Annotated in this window: 24 protein-coding genes; 15 read left to right on the forward strand and 9 right to left on the reverse strand. The window is 47.3% G+C overall.

Annotated elements, in window-relative coordinates; translation table 11 throughout:
• Positions 1 to 17: 17 nt before the first annotated feature.
• Genes PUR_RS06125 through PUR_RS06135 form a run of 3 tightly spaced genes read right to left on the reverse strand, consistent with a single transcriptional unit; the run spans position 18 to position 1796 of the window.
• Positions 18 to 1154 (reverse strand): zinc-dependent alcohol dehydrogenase, encoded by a 1137-nt coding sequence (locus tag PUR_RS06125; RefSeq protein ID WP_179034478.1) that lies wholly within the window; start codon positions 1152 to 1154, stop codon positions 18 to 20.
• Positions 1151 to 1537 (reverse strand): spore coat protein, encoded by a 387-nt coding sequence (locus PUR_RS06130; RefSeq protein ID WP_179034479.1) that lies wholly within the window; start codon positions 1535 to 1537, stop codon positions 1151 to 1153. Before PUR_RS06130 ends, PUR_RS06125 begins: the two co-directional genes overlap by 4 nt.
• Before the next feature lie 13 nt (positions 1538 to 1550).
• Positions 1551 to 1796: a spore gernimation protein GerQ gene (locus PUR_RS06135; protein WP_124695360.1), complete on the reverse strand. Its 246-nt coding sequence runs from the start codon at positions 1794 to 1796 to the stop codon at positions 1551 to 1553.
• Between the two features lie 235 nt (positions 1797 to 2031).
• Between PUR_RS06135 and PUR_RS06140 the strand changes: the two genes are divergently transcribed.
• Together PUR_RS06140 and PUR_RS06145 are read left to right on the forward strand one after the other, a co-directional pair.
• Entirely contained in the window at positions 2032 to 2610 is a 579-nt protein-coding gene (locus PUR_RS06140) for a sigma-70 family RNA polymerase sigma factor (RefSeq protein WP_179034480.1), read from the forward strand.
• On the forward strand, positions 2600 to 3574 hold the full coding sequence (locus PUR_RS06145) for a hypothetical protein (RefSeq protein WP_179034481.1): 975 nt from the start codon (positions 2600 to 2602) through the stop codon (positions 3572 to 3574). Before PUR_RS06140 ends, PUR_RS06145 begins: the two co-directional genes overlap by 11 nt.
• Positions 3575 to 3633: 59 nt before the next feature.
• Here PUR_RS06145 and PUR_RS06150 read toward each other — a convergent pair whose 3' ends face one another.
• Both PUR_RS06150 and PUR_RS06155 read right to left on the reverse strand, forming a co-directional pair.
• The gene (locus tag PUR_RS06150; protein WP_179034482.1) at positions 3634 to 6903 is read right to left on the reverse strand and encodes a DEAD/DEAH box helicase; all 3270 of its coding nucleotides are present in this window, start codon (positions 6901 to 6903) and stop codon (positions 3634 to 3636) included.
• Between the two features lie 86 nt (positions 6904 to 6989).
• Positions 6990 to 7730: an SDR family NAD(P)-dependent oxidoreductase gene (locus PUR_RS06155; protein WP_179034483.1), complete on the reverse strand. Its 741-nt coding sequence runs from the start codon at positions 7728 to 7730 to the stop codon at positions 6990 to 6992.
• A gap of 94 nt (positions 7731 to 7824) precedes the next feature.
• Between PUR_RS06155 and PUR_RS06160 the strand changes: the two genes are divergently transcribed.
• Entirely contained in the window at positions 7825 to 8304 is a 480-nt protein-coding gene (locus tag PUR_RS06160) for a LysR family transcriptional regulator substrate-binding protein (protein ID WP_269474706.1), read from the forward strand.
• A gap of 183 nt (positions 8305 to 8487) precedes the next feature.
• Positions 8488 to 9099 (forward strand): hypothetical protein, encoded by a 612-nt coding sequence (locus tag PUR_RS06165; RefSeq protein ID WP_179034485.1) that lies wholly within the window; start codon positions 8488 to 8490, stop codon positions 9097 to 9099.
• A gap of 170 nt (positions 9100 to 9269) precedes the next feature.
• On the opposite strand, the gene PUR_RS06170 is transcribed toward PUR_RS06165, so the two are convergent.
• Positions 9270 to 10184 carry a phosphatidate cytidylyltransferase gene (locus tag PUR_RS06170; protein ID WP_179034486.1) on the reverse strand — a complete coding sequence of 305 codons (915 nt, stop codon included), beginning with the start codon at positions 10182 to 10184 and terminating at the stop codon, positions 9270 to 9272.
• A 98-nt stretch (positions 10185 to 10282) separates the two neighbouring features.
• On the opposite strand from PUR_RS06170, the gene PUR_RS06175 reads away from it, so the two are divergent.
• A complete protein-coding gene (locus PUR_RS06175) occupies positions 10283 to 10825 on the forward strand; it encodes a hypothetical protein (RefSeq protein ID WP_179034487.1) in 543 nt (180 codons plus the stop codon).
• Positions 10826 to 10876: 51 nt separating this feature from the next.
• Entirely contained in the window at positions 10877 to 11353 is a 477-nt protein-coding gene (locus PUR_RS06180; RefSeq protein WP_179034488.1) for a DinB family protein, read from the forward strand.
• Positions 11354 to 11402: 49 nt separating this feature from the next.
• On the opposite strand, the gene tlp is transcribed toward PUR_RS06180, so the two are convergent.
• Positions 11403 to 11627, reverse strand: a complete 225-nt coding sequence (gene tlp, locus PUR_RS06185) for a small acid-soluble spore protein Tlp (protein ID WP_179034489.1) — start codon at positions 11625 to 11627, stop codon at positions 11403 to 11405.
• A 162-nt stretch (positions 11628 to 11789) separates the two neighbouring features.
• On the opposite strand from tlp, the gene PUR_RS06190 reads away from it, so the two are divergent.
• The 6 genes from PUR_RS06190 (at position 11790) to PUR_RS06210 (ending at position 16616) form a co-directional block, all read left to right on the forward strand.
• On the forward strand, positions 11790 to 12596 hold the full coding sequence (locus tag PUR_RS06190; RefSeq protein WP_179034490.1) for an alpha/beta hydrolase: 807 nt from the start codon (positions 11790 to 11792) through the stop codon (positions 12594 to 12596).
• A 221-nt stretch (positions 12597 to 12817) separates the two neighbouring features.
• Complete coding sequence (locus tag PUR_RS06195) at positions 12818 to 13519, forward strand: DMT family transporter (RefSeq protein ID WP_179034491.1); 702 nt, start codon at positions 12818 to 12820, stop codon at positions 13517 to 13519.
• A 334-nt stretch (positions 13520 to 13853) separates the two neighbouring features.
• The gene (locus tag PUR_RS06200; RefSeq protein WP_179034492.1) at positions 13854 to 15020 is read left to right on the forward strand and encodes an acyltransferase family protein; all 1167 of its coding nucleotides are present in this window, start codon (positions 13854 to 13856) and stop codon (positions 15018 to 15020) included.
• A gap of 386 nt (positions 15021 to 15406) precedes the next feature.
• The gene (locus PUR_RS06205) at positions 15407 to 15874 is read left to right on the forward strand and encodes a hypothetical protein (protein WP_179034493.1); all 468 of its coding nucleotides are present in this window, start codon (positions 15407 to 15409) and stop codon (positions 15872 to 15874) included.
• A 269-nt stretch (positions 15875 to 16143) separates the two neighbouring features.
• Entirely contained in the window at positions 16144 to 16329 is a 186-nt protein-coding gene (locus PUR_RS25955) for a hypothetical protein (RefSeq protein WP_232101736.1), read from the forward strand.
• Entirely contained in the window at positions 16278 to 16616 is a 339-nt protein-coding gene (locus PUR_RS06210; protein WP_232101853.1) for an IS110 family transposase, read from the forward strand. The genes PUR_RS25955 and PUR_RS06210 overlap by 52 nt, the downstream gene beginning before the upstream one ends.
• Before the next feature lie 16 nt (positions 16617 to 16632).
• Here the strand turns inward: PUR_RS06210 and PUR_RS06215 are convergent, their stop codons facing one another.
• Complete coding sequence (locus PUR_RS06215) at positions 16633 to 17667, reverse strand: IS630 family transposase (protein ID WP_179034494.1); 1035 nt, start codon at positions 17665 to 17667, stop codon at positions 16633 to 16635.
• A 419-nt stretch (positions 17668 to 18086) separates the two neighbouring features.
• Here PUR_RS06215 and PUR_RS25960 point away from each other — a divergent pair, with 419 nt between their 5' ends.
• Complete coding sequence (locus tag PUR_RS25960; RefSeq protein WP_232101737.1) at positions 18087 to 18488, forward strand: transposase; 402 nt, start codon at positions 18087 to 18089, stop codon at positions 18486 to 18488.
• 168 nt (positions 18489 to 18656) lie between these two features.
• On the opposite strand, the gene PUR_RS06225 is transcribed toward PUR_RS25960, so the two are convergent.
• The gene (locus PUR_RS06225) at positions 18657 to 19700 is read right to left on the reverse strand and encodes a zinc-binding alcohol dehydrogenase family protein (RefSeq protein WP_179034495.1); all 1044 of its coding nucleotides are present in this window, start codon (positions 19698 to 19700) and stop codon (positions 18657 to 18659) included.
• A gap of 123 nt (positions 19701 to 19823) precedes the next feature.
• Between PUR_RS06225 and PUR_RS06230 the strand changes: the two genes are divergently transcribed.
• Both PUR_RS06230 and PUR_RS06235 read left to right on the forward strand, forming a co-directional pair.
• Entirely contained in the window at positions 19824 to 20207 is a 384-nt protein-coding gene (locus PUR_RS06230) for a winged helix-turn-helix transcriptional regulator (protein WP_179034496.1), read from the forward strand.
• A gap of 100 nt (positions 20208 to 20307) precedes the next feature.
• Positions 20308 to 21585, forward strand: coding sequence for a B12-binding domain-containing radical SAM protein (locus PUR_RS06235; RefSeq protein WP_179034497.1), 1278 nt, complete (start codon positions 20308 to 20310; stop codon positions 21583 to 21585).
• Positions 21586 to 21724: the final 139 nt, after the last annotated feature.

The following is a 21724-nucleotide window of genomic DNA, read 5'->3' on the forward strand; positions in this document are numbered from 1 at the left end:
CCTTGTCGGATCAGTCATTACGGTTTTAGAATCACTTTAATGCAATCGTCCGTCTTCGTGTCGAAGACCTCATAGCCGCGCTTCGCATCGCTAAGCGGAATGACGTGCGTAATAATGTCTCCCGGGTCCACTTTACCGGAGGTTACCAGCTCGTACATATAGGGCATATAATGAATAACAGGAGCCTGTCCGGAGCGGATGTTGATGTTGCGCTGCATGATATCGCCAAGCGGAAACCCGTTATAGCGCCCGCCATATACTCCTGTTATTTGGATCGTTCCGCCTTTGCGTACCGCTTGAGACGCGATGACCAGAGGACTCAATGTTCCGCCTTGCAGCTTGAGGCCGCTTGCGAGGAATTCCAGATCGCTCATTTTTCCGTCCATTCCGACGGCGTCAATCACGACATCGGCTCCGCCTTTGGTAAGCTCCTTGAGGTGGTTGCCGATATTTTGCTGCTCCTCGAAATTGACAATTTCCACTTTATTCGTAAGCTTTGCATGCCGCAGGCGGTAATCGACGTAGTCGACGGCTATGACCCTTTTTGCGCCTTTCAGCCAGGCAAACTTCTGGGCAAGAAGTCCCACCGGGCCGCAGCCCAGTACGATCACGGTATCTCCATCCTTCACACCGGCGTTGTCGATGCTCCAGAACGCGGTCGTCATCGCATCGGCTATCAGGCAGAGCTTTTCATCCGATTCTTCACAGCTTTTGGGGATTTTGAAGTGGGTAAAGTTCGCGAAAGGAACGCGTAAATACTCGGCTTGTCCGCCAGGATACCCGCCAGTTGTTCCGGAGTAGCCGAAATACGCGCCGATTTCCCCGTTTTCGTTGGAATGGTCGCATTGGCTTTCCAGATGGTTTTTACAGTAAAAGCACTCTCCGCAGGCGATGTTGAACGGAATAATCACCCGGTCGCCTTTCTTCAGCTTGGTTACTCCGGAGCCAACCTCTTCCACAATTCCCATAGGCTCATGCCCGATGACATAATCCTCCTGAAGATTGGGAATCATCCCGTGGATCAGGTGGAGGTCGGAGCCGCAGATGGCCGTGCTGGTCAATCTGACAATCATGTCGTCAGGCTTCTCTATTTCAGGGTCCGGGACCTCTTTTACGGCAATATTTTTAATGCCTTGATACGTTACGGCCTTCATGCCTGAGTCCCCCTAAGGTGTTCATCCGGCGTCCTGTCGAACAAGCCTTTGCGCCGCGTATCATCCGGGAACAAATTCATTTGCCCGATCATGACCGTGTTGTTCGCCGAGAGCTGGTCCAGCTGGTATTGCTCATTAAGTTCATAAGGATGGAACCATTTCTTGCGCATCATGAGGTCGGAAATCTCCTGGTGCATCGCGATTCCTTGTCTCAATTGATTGCGCAGCAGCGCTCTTGCATCCAGAGAAGCCGTCTCGGTGAGAGCAATCGCCGTATTTCTTACTCCCTCTTTGGCACGAATAAGGAAGTCCATGGCAAAGGTAGTGTCCGCCATTTCCGGCATATTTAACGCGTTTATCGGGTCTAAATAATCCGGGTTCATTGGGTTTCCTCCTCTAGTTTAGAATGGGCGTGGGACGATTGGTAGGGACGGGTGCCTGGAAAGGAGCTCTGGCATAGACGGCCTGCAGCTCCGCAATTGCCTGGATGGACTGCTCGACATCTTTTTGCATCAAGTCTTTGAGCTCCTGATCAAACACGATTCCCTGCATAAGCTTGGATTTGGCCAAGCAGAGCGTTTTAAAATTAAGCGCTTCGTGAAGTTCCATCGATTCATGCGGCGCCAGAATTTGTGCAGTCATATGTGATATAATCCCCTCCTTATTGGTTTTCTGGGATAGCATTTCCCGGACCTACGGAATTATGCTTAAAAATAAGAAACCGGCGTGGGGGGCTCCGGTCGTAGCCCCGTAGATTCTAATCATCCACTCCTTGTGTGAACCGATGATCGTTGTAATCACATTTTTTCATACCGAATGAACCTTTTTGGTAAAATGAGCCAATATCCATTGTAAGACCCGAATGGAGGCCGGCCCTATGAAGGAGTTAGACTTGAACCCGTGGCTTATCCGGATGAGCCAGGGTGATGAACAAGCGTTCCAGGTTGTTTACGAATCAACGCGCGATCATGCTTACAGATTGATCAGCTATCTCGCTCCCGCCAAGCAGGATATTGGAGATATTATGAGCGAAGTGTATTTCGAACTGTACAGAAGCTTGAGTAAGTATGATCCGGAGCAAAATTTCTCATCATGGTTTAACGGTTTGATTGTCAGACAAGTACGAAATTGGAAGCGGAAAGAGTGGCGCCTTTTTCGCATTGCGGAAAAGCTGAGACTCAGCACCTCCAAATCATCCGACCCAGCTGCAGAGTTACGGTTGACGGCTCTGAACGACCGGTTGGACTTGCTTCCGATCCTGCAGACGCTATCGCTCAAATTCAAGGAGGTTATCGTCCTCCGCTACTATCAGGATTGCTCTCTGGAGGAAATTGCCGAATTGTTGAAGATTCCGTTAGGCACAGTAAAATCCAGGCATCATCATGCGCTTAAGCATTTACGCCGCCGATTGGATCAACAGGGTTTGCGAAAGGAGGGGGATGGCTTTGTATATTGAGCGGCAACTGGTAGAAGAGTTCGAACGAGATTCCCGGAAGTGTCCTTCCGACCTGGATACCCGAATTGCGGCGGAATACAGGCAGCGGGTGATGCAACAAAAGGGAGTACCGTTCATGTTCAGAAAAAGAAGAATGCCGAAAGTCGCCTTGATCGCCGTCATCTTTATGGTCATTTGCGGATTCGGCTATGCGGGGAACAAGCTCCTTTTTGAAGATCAGAAGGAGAAGTTGTCCATAAGCTATCGAACCGAGCAGCAGCTGCATTTTGAAAAGGGCGATGTGGAGAAGATTCGCAGTTCGTTCCAGGAAGTTAAAGCACAATTAAACCCCGGAGATACGGCAGTTGTATATCTTCAAGATTATGACATTCAGGTTCAGGGAACGCCGATTGTCTTCGGCATCAATAAACCGGTTCCTATCCCGTTAGAGGCATGGAAAGCGACATTGCAGCAGCGCAGCATCAAGGAGAAGCTTCCCGAATCCATTCTGGGAACATACAAGTTCGTGGAAGGCATGGAAACTTCGCCATACCAATTTAATTTCGGCCCGGATGCTTACCGGCTCCTGGATGAAATGAAGGCTGAAAGCAAGGAGATGGGAAGCAAGGTATTATGGCGTAAAACAAATCTATCCGAAGCTGATCCTATTGCCCCCTATACTTCCGTATACCGTAATTCAGCCAATGACACGATCTATTTGACTTGGCAAATTGCAGGCGGTGACACCAGTGTTAAGATGTTTCAAGCAGCTCCGCTGGGCACAGCATACGAGGAGATCGATATAGGCGGCCTAACGGCACATTATATGAAGGACGATCATTCGCTGTACGGGCAGAGCACTATTCATCAGGACGTGATGTGGCTCAAAGAAAGCGGAGGCAAGACGGTCGTCTATCATGTACAGACCGATTCCCAGAACATGACCAAAGAACAATTAGTAGAAGTGGCAAAGAGCTTGTTATAAGCTAAGCATTCAAAATAAGAACGGCTGATTCCATGAATAATGGCGTCAGCCGTTCTTATTCAAATCATCAAGATCTCGCGAAGCTCTTGTTCGGTAAGCGTGGGCATCGCCTCCTGATCTGGCCCCATCACTTCGTCGATCAGGTGTTTCTTTTTGTGCTGGAGCTCGTACATTTTTTCCTCCATCGTGCCTTGGGTGATGAGGCGGATGACTTGGACGACATTTTTTTGGCCCATACGATGGGCGCGGTCGGCGGCTTGCTGCTCCACTGCAGGGTTCCACCACAGATCATACAGGACAACGGTATCCGCTCCGGTCAAATTCAGACCAGTTCCTCCTGCCTTCAAGGAAATGAGGAAGACGTCCATTTCGCCATCGTTAAACCGGTCGCACAGCTCGACACGCTCGCGGGCCCGTGTAGATCCGTCCAAATAAAAAAATGAAATGCCTTGATCGCTCAGCGCGTGGCCGATGAGGCCGAGCATCTCCGTGAATTGAGAGAAGATCAGCATGCGTTTCCGATTGGCCAGGCACTCATCCACGATCTCCATCAGCTGCGTAAGCTTCGCGGAGCTTCCCTTGTATCCTTCGACAAATAGGGCGGGGTGACAGCAAATTTGCCGAAGCCGGGTGAGACCGGCCAAGATTTTGATACGGCTCTTGTGATAACCGTCTACGCTTAAATGCTTTAAAGTTTCCTGCTGCAGCTTGGCCAAATATGCGGCGTACAATTTCTTTTGTTCCGGAAGAAGCTCGGTCGGCTTGATTGACTCCATTTTATCCGGAAGGTCTTGAAGCACCTCGCTCTTCCATCTGCGCAGCATGAAAGGCCGCGCCCGTATGGACACCTCTTGGCGTGTTAAGTTTCCGAACGCCTTCCGGTCCTGGAACAAGGCCGGGAAGACGACGCTAAAGATCGACCACAGTTCTTCGATCCGGTTCTCGACAGGCGTTCCGGTCAAGGCGAACCGGTAACCGGCCTGGATCGATTTGACCGCCTGAGCCGTCTGGGTCGCATGGTTTTTGAAGGCTTGCGCCTCGTCCAGGATAAGGGTGTGGAACGGCTGCTTGGCATAGAGTTCCACATCTCGCAGCAATAGCGGGTATGACGTGATGACGACGTCGGCCTCCGCCAGCTTTTGCATTTTCTCCGCCCGCTCGCTTTGGCTGCCGTCCGCAATCAGCACGCGAATGTCCGGCGCGAACTTCCGCAGCTCATTTCGCCAATTGTAGACCAGCGACCCCGGCGAGATGACGAGTGCGGGGATGCGCTGCTGCCGAATCTCCGGCAGAACGGAAGTGATAAAAGCGATGCTCTGCAGGGTCTTTCCGAGCCCCATGTCATCCGCCAAAATGCCGCCGAACCCATAATGGGCGAGCGTCTTCAGCCATTGGTAGCCTATTTTTTGATAATCCCGCAGCATATCCGCAAGAGAAGCGGGGACCTCGAAGTCGAGATTATCCGGATTCCGCAGGTTATCGAGGAGCTGGCGGACCGGCCTGTCGAGCTTCAAGGCATTGAAGTCTTGATCGATCAAATGAATGCCGCGTGCGACGGGGACACGGATCTTCGTTCCCGCTATGTCCGAATAGAGAAGCCCCGTGTCCTTCAGGAACTTCGATAGCTCCTGAAGCTCGGCGCTGTCCAGCGGCAGTAAGGAACCGTTCGGCAGGCGGTAATATCGCCGTTTTTCCTCCAAGGATTTCACAAGGCTGCGGATTTCCGTTTCCGGAATCCAGCCCATGTCCAAGCGGAATTCGAGCCAATTCATTTGCTCGGCTGCGGATACCTGCACACTGACCTTCGGCAGTGTATCCAATTTGTGCAGCCGGAGCTTCACCGCCGTCGTTGCGTACACCTTCATCAGCTTCTCCAGCTGCGGAACAACCGTATACAGGAAGTCGAACTCGGCTTCTTCGTCGCTCATGAAGTATCCGGCTTCCGTCTTCGTGAACGGACATTGTTCGATCACTTCGATGATCTGCCGCTCCCGCTCAAGGTCCCGGACGAGAATACGAGGGGAGTCCTGCTGCTTCCGGCTATCCTCCAGGGGATTAATGACGACCTCATTATATTGAAATTCCACGGCAGCCAGAAGACGATCCTTCACCCGGTCCAGATACAGCTTGGCTAGAAGAGGGGAATGCGTGACCCGCTCGGCAATGGCCGGGGCGATGCTGACGCTGCCAAGCTTCTTGAAGCCGGGTATGGCTTTTTCAATAAAAGACTCCATTTGACCGCTATGAATCGGAATGTCGTCCGTGCCCGATTCTTCGAGAATCGCCTTTAGTTCTGCAAGCCTTCTGCCTTGTTTCGCCGGAAGCGTAAGCAGCTTCCCCTGAAGGAAGGCCGCTCCATAGGGCTCCATAACCGTCAATTGCTCAAGGCCGTGAACCCGCAAAGAGCAGTCCCCTGAACTCGTTTCATCGAACTCAAAGCGAAGAGGCAGGGGTTCATCAGATAAGCAAATGCCGTCATATTTGAGGTTCCCATCCATAATAGTAACCTTCGGCGCCTGTGTCAGCAGGGGAAGCAGGCCTGCCCATGCCTGCGGCGGAATCAGCAGCATGCGGTCGCTGCTTCTGCCGGAGACATAAACGGCATGCAAGCGGTCCGTTTCGCGATAGGCGGCCCGATCTCGTACCGTTTCGATTAAAGCTCGAAGGACGGCCTCGTTTTCTTTCGCAAAGCTGTGGAGCTCGGGATCGTAGCTGAACCTCGGTGAGAAAGGGTAGCGCTCCCCCCGTACAAGCTGATCCAGGAAGGAGGCGATATTTTGCACGATATATAAGGCTTTGGGGCCTACTTTAAGCTCGATGCCGAACAGGGCGGTGCTTTTGTTATAGGACAAGAGCTTAAGAATGAACTCCACGTCAAGAGGCGTTCTCGTTTCCACGAGCGTTCGATTGTGGATAGGGCGTATGGGCTTATCGTCGAACAGTCCGAGAATACGCTCGGCGAGCTGGACATTTTCCACATGATCGGGAGTTTCTCCGGGCTGCTCATCGGCAGCAATCGGTGGAGCGGCTGAATCGCCCGTTAGCTGCAGCTCATATATACGGATCAGAACAGCGGCAATATGGTGGCAAAAGGGTTCGAATGAGCCCAAGGTTGGGCAGGTGCACCGTGCATTCGGCTTGCCGTTCCAGTCAAACGTAAGTTGAACCTCATGATGGCTGGCGCCCTTCACTTCGGCCGTATATTCATTCGTTTCGGGATCGAATCGTGTAAAATGGATCTTATTCGCGCGGCATAACCGTTCGCCTTTTTGATAAGCATAAGGGCCGCACCATTGTTTGATCGATTTTTTGGTTAACGTTACGCTCATTTAAACGGCACCTTCCTGAAATTATAGAACGGATGTTTGTATGTCCATTGTAGCATAAATCCCTCCCGCATCTATAATTGCACTACCTACAAGGTCTGACCGCAGTCCACCGTGATGATCTGACCGGTCATCGCTTCCTGTTCCAAGGCTGCGCAGATCATGGATGCGATATCTTCGGGTGTTGAAATGCGCTGTAATACAAGATTGGGAGCAAGCCGGTTCATTTGTTCTTCCTTTCCGGCCCACCATCTTGTCGCGACGGCTCCCGGCACGATACAGTTGACCCGAATATCGGGAGCCAAAGCCCGGGCCAACGATTTCGTCAGACCGTGAACGGCTGCTTTCGATACGGCGTAGGGAAGCGAGGAGCCGAGTCCTGTTTGTCCGGCGATGCTGCCTATGTTGACGATCGCTCCCTGTTTATTTTTCTTCATGTAGGGGGCAACAGCCCGCGCGCAGTAAAACATACCTTTTACATTCACATCGAACAATTCATCCCATATTTCTTCGGTTGCCGCCTCCAGATTGTCCATCGGAATGTGCTTGGTGATGCTGGCATTATTGACGAGCAAATCCACTGTCCCGAATTGCTGAACGATGGTTTCGATCATGTTCCGGACTTCGTTATCTTGGGATACATCGGCTTGTATGGTTGCAGCCCTCCCGCCCTGATTGATGATCCATTGCACGGTTTCTTCCGCATCGGACTGAGAACGTGAATAATTCACGATAACGGTTGCCCCCCGTTTGGCCAGCGCGAAACTGGTTGCTCTGCCAATTCCCGTACCGCCGCCTGTAACAAGAACCACTTGGTTATTTAATTCCATAATACATTCACTCCCTATGCCGTGTTTAATCGTTATCCTTGTAGATATTGTAAATTACCTTATTCGATTTGTATAATTGAACTGATTGAAGCTTTTGTTCAAAAATGGTGAAACGGGGCATATTCGAATAGGGGTCACCGAGCCAACCGCGAGTTATCGTTTGCCGGGTATTCTGAAAGGATTTATGTCCAGATACCCGAATATCCGCATTTCCGTGGAGTTCGCGAACACTCCGATGCTGAGCGAGCGAATTCTTATCACATCGGCAACCTGTCCGTACCGGAGGAAGCTGGAGATGGTTATGCAGGAAACGGGGAATCTGATGCTCGACACGATGGAAATCGGGAGCATGACAGCCTTGAAATTTTTCGTCGAGAGCGGCTTGGGCATCGCCCTTGTCCCGAAGATTATAGCGGAACCCGTTTCGGCAGGGACAACAATACGAACCATCTACGGAAGCTTGATACACATGACTTTCGGACTCCTGTGCAAAGCATCGGCATACCCGCCGCAATTGGCCGGTCACAAGCTTTATCTATATCTCAAGCAGCATCTGAAAGAAGAATCCTCTTGATATGCAAAATAACCTGCCGTTACAGATTTCTAACGGGGAAAGTGTTAAAGTAACTAACGAAATCCTTCTGTCTAGTGGCAGAGGGATTTTTTTAGTTTATTTATGCACTGTTACAAGAATACAAGAAATCATTTTATTTCTACGTACAATGAATGATGATCAATATGCTTAGGAGGGATGAGCATGATTTTAAGAGGGCTTGTTGATATTAACATCTCGCCAGATCTAGATCCAAATACTATTTTTATTAATGAATGCGGGGGAGGACCCGCAGCCAGTTTGTTTAGAATCCCTGATGGGACTATGGTTATTCTCCAGAGGGGGGACATTAAGAAGAAGGTTCGTGTAGTTAAAGGAGATGCCTCGGAATGCGATTTCCATACCGCTGCATTAAATACGAATACAGCCCGACTGTTCAGAGTTAAAGAGGAACAGCGTTTTTTGCTCGTTTTCAATCAGAGAACGAAAGTAATGAGAATGTTAAGATCACCTGTGACCCGTGACACGGCTCAATTCGTTCTTGACCGGAATAGACTTCACGAGAACATAATTACTTTAGGTGGCCCATTTATTGATGACTTAGGGATTTACAGTACTAGAAAAACGATAACCGTCATACGTGGAGGAGTATGCAAAACATTCAGAATCTTGAAAAGCAGAGTAGAGACTCCGGACATTTTCTTTCAGTTAACAGCAAAGAACGCAGCAAAATTTACGCTAAAGAACGGAAAAAGATATCGATTAACTTATAATCAAATAACAAACAGACTTGTAATTGGAACGCAAGTGACATAAACCTATAACAAGGCACCTATGGATCCGTTTTCGAATGAAGAAATGGACAGAGTAGAAAGTATTTGCATAGATAAATGCAGCCATTTCCACCTTGACTAAAGGAAAGGGCTGCGCTGTTTAACTTACAAATGTGATCTGCCGGTAGCGTCAACCATCTGGAAAGTTGACAGCTACATGAAATCGAAAAAATAACGGATCACATGGAAAAAGACCGGCGAGGTGTAGGTCAGGCTATCGACCCGGCTTAAGTAGCTTTTTTTCAAAGCATCGAACTTATCGTCATCGCCAATTAACAAATCCCGCTTCAGTACGGAAACCGTTAAGCTGCCGAAGAAACCGCTCAAGCTGATCAGCATGCCGGAAAAGATACCGAAAGTCAGGTCAAGCGGCGTCAGGTAGGGGTAGATCAGATACGAAGCCCCTGTCGTTACGAGAAAAGCACATGCGAAGCCTTCCCAAGTCAAATTCGGGTTGGCGGTCGGGACCACCTTCCGCTTGCCGAAATAGATCGATGCCAGATAGTGTACGACATCACCTAGCTGCGTCAACACCACTAGAAAAAGTACAAGTCCCCCTCCGTACTGCGGTGTAGCAAATTGGAAATAGGCCAGGTGGCTAAGTCCGAAAACCATCAGCATGAGTCCCCATTGGACCCGGCTGACGCTGCGCAGAAATCCGACCGTTCCTTTGTTGATCAACCTCGGGAGCGGCAGGAACAAGAATACATAAATAGGGATAAAGACAATGAACATCCCGTACCACCCGATATAAATCAAATAGAACTGCACGGGAATCGACAAATACGCCCACAGAAACAGCCTGCGGTCGGCTTTTTTCGATCTAATCATGGAGAAATATTCTCTCAGCGCGAAGAAGGCGAGCACCATTAAGGAAAGGAGCGAAACGACCGGGTTGAAAAGGGTGGCCAAGCAAAAAATGAGGAGCATGCCCCACCAGGTCTTGATGCGAAATCCAATGCCCGAGTAGTCTTTGTGCGGCTGTATTCTGCCCATCACATAATATAGCAGATGGATGGCTGATAAGACTGAAAAAATAAGGACGATCGTTAATAGCGAACTGTTCATTGCCAATCACCAACTTGCCTGCAGGGTAGGAATCCATAAAAGGGATCTTATGTTATTATGAAGGAAACGTTTAAACTTGATAAGGGGAAAATTTGTAAATGGAAGCTGATCAATCGGTTTTTATCTTGCTTACGAATACCGGAACGCTTTTTACGAAAATCATTCAAGGCTACACGAAAGCGCCTTACAATCACGCCTCGATTTCCTTCAACCGGGAACTTTCGGAGCTGTATAGCTTCGGGAGAAAGCACCCGAGCAACCCCCTGAATGGCGGATTCGTGAAGGAGGATCTGAGGACAGGCACATTCAGCAAGTATCCGAATACGACATGTGTCATCTACGAGCTTCAAGTAACAGGCCGGGAAGTTGAGAAAATGAGACGGGTTCTGCAAATCTTTATCCGAAGCCGCCAAAAGTATCTCTATAACATTCTGGGCGTGATCGGCATCGTATTAAAAGAACCGGTCGAATTCAGCAACTCTTACTTTTGTTCGCAATTCGTCGCGGAAATTCTGGAGCGGTCCGGCATAAAGCTGTGGAATAAGCTGCCTGCGCTCGTTACGCCGGATGATTTTCGGCAAAACGACCGGCTGCATTTGATCTACGCAGGGAAATTAAGCGAGTACGAGCCGGAGCTCTGAATAGCGAGTACGGCGAATTCTTATCACTCTGGTGTTGAAATGGGGGAGAAAATGGTTCATGCAAAGGATGTCCTTAGCAATCAATTATTAGCCAATGCCAATGACCCGAGCTGGCATATCCCGTTCATGCAGGCGGCCCTAGACATCACGGAGGAAGAAGCCTTTTGGAAGCCTGACCAAGGCAGCAGCAGTATCGCTGAGCTTACACAGCATTTGCTGTATTGGAATGAAACGTGGCAGACCAGATACCGGCAGCGCCGGATGGATGCTGTGCCCCCTGTAGGAGATAACAACAGCTTTGTTATACCGGAGAACACCACATTTCATGACTTGAGTGCAGAGCTTCTGAAGGTGCTTTTAGGGTGGCAGGAGCTGCTGACCGAAGAAAGCCTTGAAGCCGAGGTGGCAGGATTTCCAGCACCGGCTAAATGGTGGGAGATTATCAGCAACGCGGTAACCCACAATGCCTATCATATCGGCCAAATGGTTTATATCCGCAAGCTGCGGATGGCGAATATGAGAGAATAAACGCAGATCCAGCTTCGTTTGAATATTGGGCTGGATCTGCGTTTTTTAACTATTCCTTCGAATGTGCCGCTTCGTCCTTAACTTCTTCCCGAAAGCTTTTAATGCTTTCTTGACGGCGCTCATTCTTATCTTCGATTTGCTTACGTTCCTCGCTGCTGATTTCAGAGGCAAATTCATTTAAATAGTCTTCAGCTTCATGAAGATTTTTCTGTGTATTCTGAATACTCTGCTGTAAATGCTCGACATTATCCGCCCGATTATCCGGTTTTGCCATTAGTTTATCGCCTCCTGGAATATTGAAGTGCCCGTTGGAGCACTAACAGGTAGCTTGAACGCTGTTGGAGGATTTTATGCAAATCATGAATGAATTTAGGAGGGGGTCCAACTGGTCTACGTAAATCCATCTCAATATCCCGTACCCGAGCTGCAGCCTTACGTGACCCGGAACAGGAGCGAACTTTACTATCGATACTATCCTAGCGCCGCTAAAACGGCGACGGCGATTATTCTTCTTCATGGAATATCGGAAGACAGCAAATACTTATACCCGTATTCTCAAAAGGTTTCATCAACAGGGCTCGCCCATGTTTTCACGCCTGACCTTCGGGGCTATGGACCAAAAGCCGCCAACCTCGGCGACATTGACTATATCGGCCAGCTAGAGGATGATCTTGCGGATCTGATTCAGTACATTAAAGACAAGCTCCCTCACGTCAAGCAAGTCGTGATGGCAGGTCACTCAGCAGGTGGCGGAACGGCCATACGTTTTGCCGGGAGCCGATATGCCGACTGCGCAGACTCGTACCTGCTGCTCGCGCCACATCTAGGTCCGGGTAACCCGACTGAGCGCCCAGCGGATGGGCATCGCAAGCTACATATGGGAGTAGTGATCATCCTCAGCATGCTAAATTCGATAGGGATCAAAGGCTGGCACGGGCTCCCCGCCATGGAATTATACAAGCGGCCCGAGGAGTTGCATGACGGAATAGCTACAAAGCTCAGCTTTCGACTTCTGCTGTCTCGCTCGCCGATGAAGTACAAACGCGATTTGACGAAGCTGACGAAGCCGACTCTTGTACTTGTTGGAGCGGAGGACGAGGTCTTTTATGCAGATCGCTATGAGGAGTTGCTTAGTACGTATACCAAAGCACATGTTCACATCGTCCCTGGAGCGAACCATGACGGACTGCTAGCAAGCCCGGTTGCTTATATACATACTGCCAATTGGCTGAAATCGGAGTGAAGACGATAGTTCATACACAAAAGGGTCATCCCGCAAAGGATGGCCCTAAACTTGCCGTTACAGACTAAAGAAGCTTACCCCCGGGATACAAATTTCTTGGCGATTCGTGCAGGTAATATTGGAAACTCCCCGTATCGGAGATCTTAACGATCAGTTGCAATCCTGTTTTATTCAAGTCGATCAAGCAAAGCCAATCCAATTTGAATAAAGGGGGAAATATTATGAAATATAAGGCTTGGATTTTATTAATATTAGCCAATCTATTTTGGTCTGGTAATATGATTTTCGGCAAATTCAGCTCAACTGAATTTCCTGCGGTATGGACAGCTTTTCTAAGATGGGTTGTTGCATTGATTCTCCTTATTCCCATTGCCCAAATTGTGGAGAAACCTTTGTGGCTTCAAATATGGAAAAAAAACCGGGGGATTATCATTTCGTTAGCTGTTTTAGCCATTGTCGTCTATAGCTATCTCATGTATGCTTCACTACAATTCACATCTGTTGTAAAAAAAGCAAAGGGTATCCCGCCCATTACATTGGTAGCGATGATAGCGATTGTCGGTACTATTCTGTTGATTCCTTTTTTATTCATGCAACCTCTTCAGTATAAGGAAGTAACATCTTTCGGTATTATGGGGATTATTTATTTGGGTGTGTTCCCGGCAGTCGGCTCGTTTATCTTTTGGAATCAAGGCATTAAGATGTTAGGAGCGGGTAAAGCTGGCATAACCATGAATTTGCTGCCTGTCTTTACAGCTATAATTTCGGTTATCTTGGGTCAGGGTCTGGTGATTTCACAAATTGTCGGGGGACTCCTTACGATTGCCGGTATGATATTAACTTCGTTAAAACTGAAACAAGTTTCTCCCGAACCGAAACAAATTTCTCCCGAAAAGAGTATGGCGCCTCAGTTGAATCCATGAGCAATCAACAAAATGACCGAACAAGCCTCTACTTGTCCGGTCATTTTCAGATTGTCGAGAAACCCATGTCTTTGAGACGTTGGGTTTCTCTTTTTTCACTCGTAGTGTGCTCAAAGACCAAAAGATTATGCATATTCCAGCTAATCTCCAAACCATGCAGGTACAGCTACTACACATGTGGAGCCATGTGCAAGACATGCTATCCAAATGAACCCATTCAGCAGAAGACGGTAACCTACTATAAACAACAAGGGCACGATATGCTACATGCGTTCCAATTTCAACCGCACATCGCATGTTATAATATCCTCATTAATGGAAAAAGAGGGAAAAAATGAATAAAGAGACATTTGAAAAAAAGCTATTCTATTTGGATGGCATTAGGGGCCTCGCGGCATTTGCCGTGGTTATTTCGCACTACATACAAGTATTTTATCCAGCTGCGTTAAATGGAAGACCGCAACAAGCTCATTTTAAATGGGATATCTGGTACGGACATTCTCCGATTAATTTATTTTATAATGGACAATTTGCCGTTTGTTTGTTTTTTGTGCTAAGTGGTTATGTGCTCAGTGTCAAAATGTTTGAAAATGAGCTCGATAGTGAGACCTTTCTAAAATTGTTGCATTCCAGCGCCCTACGAAGGTACATTCGGCTTGCCGTGCCGGCAGCGGTATCCGTATTGCTTGTGTATCTAGCTATTATTACGAATGCCTTTTATCTCCAAGATATATGGGGGACAACATGGACGGATATGAAAAAGAACTACTACGCTTTAGATACAAATATATATACCGTTATCAAGGCTGCTATTTTTGATCCGTTTTTCCGTTTTGAAGCACATCCATACAATCCAGTTCTATGGACAATGAGCTATGAGCTATTAGGTTCTTTTTTGATTTTTGGATTTCTTGCTTTATTTGGACGAGTAAAGAAAAGATGGATTGTGTATGTGGTGTTATCCTTTGCTTTTATTCAAACCTATTTTGTCGCTTTTTTGTGGGGAATGCTGCTTGCCGATTTGCTCAAGCACAAATGGGTCCAAAGTATACTAATGAAAGTACTTGTGCTTTTAATGGGGATTTACTTAGGTTCGGCGCCTTATACTTCATTAATGGGGACTATGTACGAACCTATAGAAGTGTGGACAAAAAATTTTGACATCGACCCACGACTTCTTGCACGAACCCTAGGTGCTGCTATGATTTTGTTTGCTCTGCTTCGTTCAAAATTGCTGCAGCATGTGTTTGGATGGAAACCGTTTGTTTATTTAGGACAGATTTCATTTTCCCTTTACCTCATTCATTTCACTTTCCTAAATACGTTCTCAGCGTTCCTGTTTAGTAAAGTAATTCATTATTTTACTTATAATCTTGCCTATGCAATTACATTTCTGGTTTCCATGTTGCCCTTATTTATTTTATCGCATTATTATATGAAATATATTGATCAAGGTGCATTAAAACTAGCTCGAAAAGTTGAAAAAAAGATGACCGAATAACCCCAAACGCAGAGTTGAAATCAACAATTCTGCGTTTTTTTGGTAGATTACCTACTTTTGTACGGAAAATATAGGTGAATAATTATAGAGACATAGGGGGAAATAGCAAAAATAAAGCTCGTTCCAGACCTTCATGGCGAAGAACCTCAAAACAACCGATTCACTGAGCGTGAACTTGTTGACAAGGATCTTGTCGAACAATGTAAGAGTCTCGTTTTATAAGAGAAATTTTTCGAAAAAGTGAAAGGGAAATTAGTTCTTAGTGTATAGGGAATAAATGTCATTAAATGACGTAATATTGGTTATTTGGAATTATATACCTTGTTATTTTATGTATGTTAAGATAACAGCGTATTCAAAAATTATATGGAGAGGAAGTTAAGAGAATGACAAACAAATTTATGAAGATTATTGGTGCTGGTGCATTATCTATTTCACTTATTACTGGAGTTGCTAGTGCTGTTTCGGCAAAAGACGATACAGCATCCAAAGAAGGAAATAAGGTCATTAATATTACTCCTTTTGCAATCCAACAAAGTGTACTAAATTGGGATTTAACAAATAATACTGTTGCAGACCCAAATACTTCATGGACAGTACAGATTGGATATCCAAATATTAACTTGTATTTAAAAAATACAGGGTCAAATTCTTTTAGAGTTGAAGTAAAGCATAATACTAAGGGTACAGTTATCTTTAATCAAACCATTGCAGCAGATGGAGTAGGAAGAAATTTCATAAATAATGATAGTAATCCACTTGTTCCTTCAGGTACATACACAGTGACTGTTTACGGTGGATCAGCTGTACCAAAAGGAACAGTTGTACTTAAAGCTTCTGACACTCCTTGGTAAGCGTTATAATCTTGTAATGGGCTGTCCCAAACTAACATGGCCTGACGGCCACTACCATGAATGAAAATGTCTTGGCTTGTGACTCCGAAGCTTCCATAATGGAAGTGCAGAGCACAGGCCGAGGCTTTTTTTGTAGGACACACTCTGAGTCCCAAACCGACCGATTGTATCCCACGAGTACCGCCAATTGTGCTATGAGCACGAGTATAAAAATCCTTTTACTTGAGGGTACATGGCCTACATCAAACTGAATCTCAGGAGTGATGTGGATGGAGGCGATTTTGGAAAGATGCGCAGGGCTAGACGTTCATCAAGAGAACGTGGTGGCTTGTCTCTTGTATGATGAATTAGAACGTAACCGAAGCAAGAAATCCGTACTTTTTCAACAACTACAAAAGGATTACTGGCACTCCATGATTGGCTCAGTGGTTGGGAATGCACTCACGTTGCCATAGAAAGTACTGGGGTATACTGGAAACCTGTTTGGAACATCTTAGAAGGGGCACTCACGCTGATTCTGGCGAATGCCAAACGCATTAAACATGTGCCCGGACGTAAAACAGATATAGCTGATGCGACTTGGATTGCACAATTGCTTCGTTCCGGCCTCATTACCCCTAGCTTTGTCCCTCCAGCCGACATTCGAAATCTGCGGGATTTGACACGTTACCGACGCAAGCTGCTTCGGGACGCAACCGCAGAGAAGAATCGAATTCACAAGATTTTGCAGAATGCTATATAAGTTGAACTAAAAATCTTTATACCTGAAGAAGTAAGCGGTCAATTACTGCTTGAGGAGTTCGATTGATGCTTTTCATAAAAGCAGTCACATGGTAACGAATGACGTAGAACTTTTGGAAAAAGACATTGTTCACGACATCGTGCTTTAGCCATTTCCATAAATCTTCCGTAGGATTGAGTTCCGGGCTGTACTTGGGTAAATAGACCAACTGCAATCGGGCGTGCTCCTTGAGAAAAGGCTGAATTTCATCGGCATGATGAATGTGGGCATTATCCAGTACAACCACGACCTTGCCGGAATACGTCTGTAAAATGTCGGCCAAGAAGCGTTGGAACGCTTTCGCATCCAGTTTTTCTTCTTCCCGGTGAAGGACATGGCCGGTTTCGTAATCGATCGCTGCAAACAGCTTGGCACCCTGATGCTGGCCATACGTCTTGATTTTTCGCTGTTGTCCTTTCGGAAACCAATTGTACTGTAAGGCTAGATAGGCCCGAATAGCCGATTCGTCTTCAAACAGCAGGTGATCCACTTTTCCTTGATCTAACTGGTCTTTGAGCTCAGGTAGCGTGACTTGGCGAAACTGCTCTTGCTCCTCTGGATTGGCCTTTGCCAAAGTATAGGTGGCCTTCGTGTAGCTGAAGCCAAGGCGGTTCAGCATTTTGGAGACGCCTTTGAGCGTGTAGTCTTCGCTATACTCCCGAAGAATCCAGGCACGAATGAGTTTTAACGTCCAGGTATACTTCGCTTCAAAGCCAACATCGACAGGGCGTTTCTCGGCGATGACTTGCTTCAGCCGTTCCTCTTGCTCATTCGAAAGTCGCTTGGAACCACCCGGATATTCACCCAATTCGAGACCTTGCAGTCCGTTCTTACGGTAGTTCTTCCAGTATCCGCTGATGGCCGGAAATGATCTGCCCAAAATATCGGCAATTTCGGTGAGGGTCCGGCCCTCTAGATGCAGCCTTATCGCCAAATATCTTTCATACATCCGGGTACTTTCCGTTTCCTTCATGGCTTCTGTCAGTTTTACGATCTCTTGTTCTGTAGTCATTTAAATCTCCGCCTTTTCAGGTTCTTTCTTACCTTTTACCCGATTCTGGCGGTCCTTAATGTTACGAGTTCAATTTATATAATTGATATTTTTGGGACATCGGGTCGTGCTTTAATAGAATCGGTCATTAACGGAGAAGTCCTGGTTGCTGAAGAAGTCAGGAATAAAGTAAAGACCTCCCTCAAACGCAAAGTTCCAGAGCTTCTTGAGGCATTGGACGGACGCCTGAGGAAACATCATCGCATGATGCTCGGACTGCATTTCGACCATTTCAGCTATGTGGAAAGTCAACTAGCGACGGTAGAGTCAGAAATTGATCGGTTACTAGAACCCCACTTAACATCGGTTGAGCTACTGGTTACCATCCCGGAATCCAGAAAGATGCAGCGGCGGTCATCTTAGCGGAGATCGGGAATGATATGTCTTGTTTTGGAGGCGATCCACAAATAGCAGCTTGGGCTGGGCTAAGTCCAGGCAATAATGAGAGTGCAGGAAAAAAGAAAAGTTCGAGAATAGCGAAGGGAAATAAAAGTCTGAAGGCAGTACTTTGCCAAGCAGCCTGGGCAGCATGTAAATCCAAGGGCACACGACTTGCCTCTTTCTTTTATCGCATACAGAAACGACGAGGACAGAAAAAGGCAACCATAGCGACAGCCCATCTGATACTTAGAAAGATCTACAAAATGCTCAAAGACAAGGTACCTTACCAAGAAACAGGTTGGGACTATCTGACCTCTTCAACATCTTCCGTGGAGTATTGGATTAAAAAAATTGAGGCTCAGGGATTCAACGTGAAGTTAGAATCCACCGAAGCCTCTTAACATAAAATTTTTTGACTTTCATTTTTAAATGGAGGAGAGTCTTTTTTCGCTTTTTCAGATGTTCATTTTCGTATAAAAAGTCTAAAATGACTTGGGACACCCCCTGAAAATGACCGAACAAGCATCCACTTGTCCGGTCATTATTTTTATGTGTGTGAATGGACTGGATTAAAAATTCTCCAGAACAATCTTTCCTATCGACCTTCCGGTCTCCATTTTTTCATGGGCTAGACGCAGGCTTGCCGCATTAATCGGTTCCAGGCGTTCGGCCAGAGTCGTCTTCAGCTTGCCATTATCGATCAGTTCAGCCAGTTGATTCAGGATATCGTGTTGTTTGATGATATCTTTGGTCTGGAACATGGCACGGGTGAACATGAGCTCCCATACAAACGTGACACTTTTATAAAAGAGCAGATCCATATCCAAGCTTACCGCCTGGGAAGCCTTCGCTATAGGAACGATTGAGCAAATCTTGCCCTGGGGGGCGATAACTTCCGCCATATTCGCAAAATGCTGCACCGTATCATTCAGGCAAAATATATAATCCACGCTCTCAAACCCAATTTCCTTGAGCTGCGCTGCAAAAGGGTTGTTGTGGTTGATTGTGTAATCCGCACCGTGATCTTTGGCCCACTGCACTGACTCCGGACGCGAAGCGGTGCCAATTACAGTTAATCCTGCTAATTTGGCAAGCTGCGTAGCTATTGATCCTACTCCTCCTGCCGCACCGATAATGAGTATGCTTTCGTTTTCCTCTGCGCTATGACTGAGTCCTAAACGATCAAATAAGCCCTCCCAAGCCGTAAGCGAGGTCAGCGGCAGGGCAGCCGCTTGCGCGAAATCCAGGCTCTTCGGCTTGTTTCCCGCAATGCGTTCATCCACCAGGTGAAATTCACTGTTAGCGCCTGGACGAGTGACACTGCCCGCATAAAACACCTCGTCTCCCGGCTTGAACAATTGGCATTCAGGCCCAATCTGCTCCACGATTCCAGATACATCCCACCCCAAAATTTTCGGCGATTCTGCCTCATAGTTATTATTCTTGCGAATATCCAGGTCGGCTGGGTTGACTGAGACTGCTTTGACTTTGACAAGCAGATCGCGGCCTGTGGGCACCGGTTTTTCTATATGCAGATCAACAAGGCTTTCCGGATCGGATAAAGGGAGATACCGATAAGAGCCGACTGCTTTCATTTTTTGGCGATTGCTCATTTCTTCCTTCCTTTCAACATGGTTTATCGTACATACGAATTATATATTGTATACTTACGTTAATTAAGTACGCATATTTTTAGTATATAGTATTAAAAATCATACCATTGGAGGAGACGCTTAATGGGAGATCGAAGAAACAAATACGGGGCTAAGCCAAACATTGAAAGCTGTCCTGTGGAAACAACCCTGGATGTCATCGGCGGCAAATGGAAAGGGATTATTCTCTATCAACTCATTGGCGGAACGAAAAGATTTAATGAATTCCGGCGTCTCAATCCGGGGATTACGCAGTTTATGCTCACCTTGCAGCTTAGGGAGCTTGAGCGGGACGGCATTGTTCACAGAGAAGTGTATAAAGAAGTTCCGCCCAAAGTGGAATACTCGCTCACCGATTTTGGCAGGACGCTCGAGCCGATTATCGTCTCCATGAAAGCATGGGGAGAGTCTTATAAAATCAGACTTAACGAAATTAGAACAGGGCAAGAGGAAGATACCTCTCATTAAACTCGATAACTTCGGATACGCCTTCTTTTATATGGATACAAAGGGTTGTCTTTCCATGCTATACTGAACACATTCATTGGATTTATATGGAAGGTGAACCATGAGGAAAAAGATTCTGCTGATTCAGCCGGAGAACGAGAAAATCAATCGGTTCAGAAGGAAGCAGTTTAACAACTTCGTCCAGATTACGATGCCGTATTTGGCGGGATTCATCGATGAGAGCAAGTATCAGATCACGCTTGTGGATGAGTACCGGCAAAGAATCCCTTTCCGTCAGTCTTTTGATCTGGTAGCCATCACGGTGAATACGCCGAACGCCTACCACTGCTACCAAATTGCAGAGAAGTTCCGGGCAAAAGGGGCTAAGGTGGTCATGGGCGGGCCGCATGTCACGCTGCTTCCGGAGGAGGCTTCCCGGCATTGCGACAGTGTTCTGATCGGCGAAGCAGAGGAGACCTGGCCGGAGTTTTTGGAAGATTTTCATTTAGGAAAGGAACGGGCTGTATACCGGTCGGAGGGCATTCCAGACCTGAAGAACCTCCCTCTGCCGAGATGGGATCTTTTAAAGAGAAACGGACTGATGAAAGGCGCGGTGTTTGCGACACGGGGCTGCCCTTACCGCTGTGCTTACTGCAATCTGAAGCAGATTTACCACGACCGCTTCCGTGTCCGTCCGATTCCGGAAGTTATCCGCGAAATCTCGCTGATGAAATCGAAATTTTTCGTGTTTTGGGATGATAATTTTTTCGCGGATAAGGCCCATGCCATCGAATTGATGGAGAGTCTAAAGCCATTGGGCAAAAAATGGGCGGCGCAGGTGACCCTCGCAGATTGCAATGACGATGAACTGCTGAAGCGGGCAAGGGAAGCGGGCTGTCTGTATCTGTTCGTCGGGCTGGAGTCCTTTTCGCCGTCAGCGCTGCGGGGCGTCAATAAAGGGATCAACCGGGTCCATTCGTACCGTGATATCGTCGGAAAGCTGCATAAGCACAGGATCATGATTCAGGCCGGCATTGTGTTCGGCTTTGACGAGGATACTCCGGCAACCTTCGGGCATACGCTTGAGGCCTGCGAGGAGCTTGGGATCGACGGGGTTACCGTCAGCCTGCTTACGCCGCTCCCCCGGACACCCGTCTATGCCGGGATGAAGGAACAGCGGCGGCTGCTGAATGAAGACTGGAGCATGTACAACGGCAAGACGGACGTCGTGTTCAATCCGCGGAATATGACTTCGGAGCAGCTGTTCGAGGGCTATCTGAATTTCCGCCGCAGGTTCTATTCGCTGCCTTCTTTTATCAGACGGATGAAGGTCTCAAGGACGCATCTCTTCTATAATTTTATTATGAATTTGGGATACCGGTTGGCTCTTAAACGATAGGGGAAGTCCGCGGAAGCTGCGGGCTTTTTTGCGTTGATTTTATGTATCGTTACGCCTGTAAGGAGAAGTGCTTGGATTGTGGGCTAACTTGAGAGCTGAGCGGGAAAAAGCGGAGCTTATCAGAGCCAAAACCGGGTAT

Origin of the sequence: Paenibacillus sp. URB8-2 (genome assembly GCF_013393385.1) — a bacterium.
In the GTDB taxonomy this organism is placed as follows: Bacteria; Bacillota; Bacilli; order Paenibacillales; family Paenibacillaceae; genus Paenibacillus_AQ.